Genomic DNA, 781 nt, shown 5'->3' with positions numbered 1-781 from the left:
TTTCTTCAACGGTCAGTCTAATCATGCTCATACCTCCAATTCGTGATTTTTTGATTTTGTCGCTTTTTTCTGTGCGGTCTTTTCTTTATCTGCTTTAAGCTGCGCCCGGATAGAGGGCTTCTTTTCCGTTTTTGCTGCCTTTCCGCGTTCCTTATCAGCCTTGACAGCTTCCGCAAGGTCAACAAGGGAAATGGTTTCTCCTGCCTTTACCTTTGCTTCCAGTTCTGCAACGGTCGGGGTGTTGTTTATCTGCCCGTCAATCATGTTGTAATTTTGCTCTGTGGTCTGCTCGGCAGCTTTCAGATAGTTTTCCAGCTGAACGGGAACAGCAAAAGCCCTTGTGCCGTTCCCCATAATCAGATATTTTCCGTCGTCGGACTGGTGGTGTAATCCATATCCGGCAGCTTCCATTTGCTCGCGGCTCATGGCGGTTACATAGAAAGTCCCCCTCGGTGTTTTGATTGTTTCGCCCGTTTCCAAGTCATCGGGAATGAGGGCTTTTTCCTGCTCCTTGAAAAACTCCGGCACTTCCTTATAACCAAAGCTGTCTACATAATGGGCGGTGTCCTGCCCGTTCTGATGAAGCACCACCACGTCGGAAACGGAAAGGCTGTGTCCCTTAAAATCTTTCGGGTGGTCGATATTAAAGCGGGCGTAAATATCTTCAAGGGAAGTCCCCGGTGTAAGCTCTGCGGAATAGACAAGGGCATAGTTTTTTGGGTCTACCCTGTGTCCTGTGACAATCAGACGGTCGTAAGGCTCAAAACGCAAGTCCCTTGTT

At 48.4% G+C, this 781-nt stretch carries 1 protein-coding gene; it reads right to left on the bottom strand.

Translation table 11 applies throughout. The features are described from left to right. Positions 1–27 precede the first annotated feature (27 nt). On the bottom strand, positions 28–781 hold a 754-nt coding region (locus DWW13_RS12520), incomplete at its 5' end, for a YodL domain-containing protein (RefSeq protein ID WP_118720245.1).

It is taken from the genome of Blautia sp. AF14-40 (genome assembly GCF_003479665.1).
In the GTDB taxonomy this organism is placed as follows: Bacteria; Bacillota; Clostridia; order Lachnospirales; family Lachnospiraceae; genus Fusicatenibacter; species Fusicatenibacter saccharivorans.
Note: the sequence above shows the minus strand (reverse complement) of the source record. Positions and strands in the feature narration are given on the sequence as shown.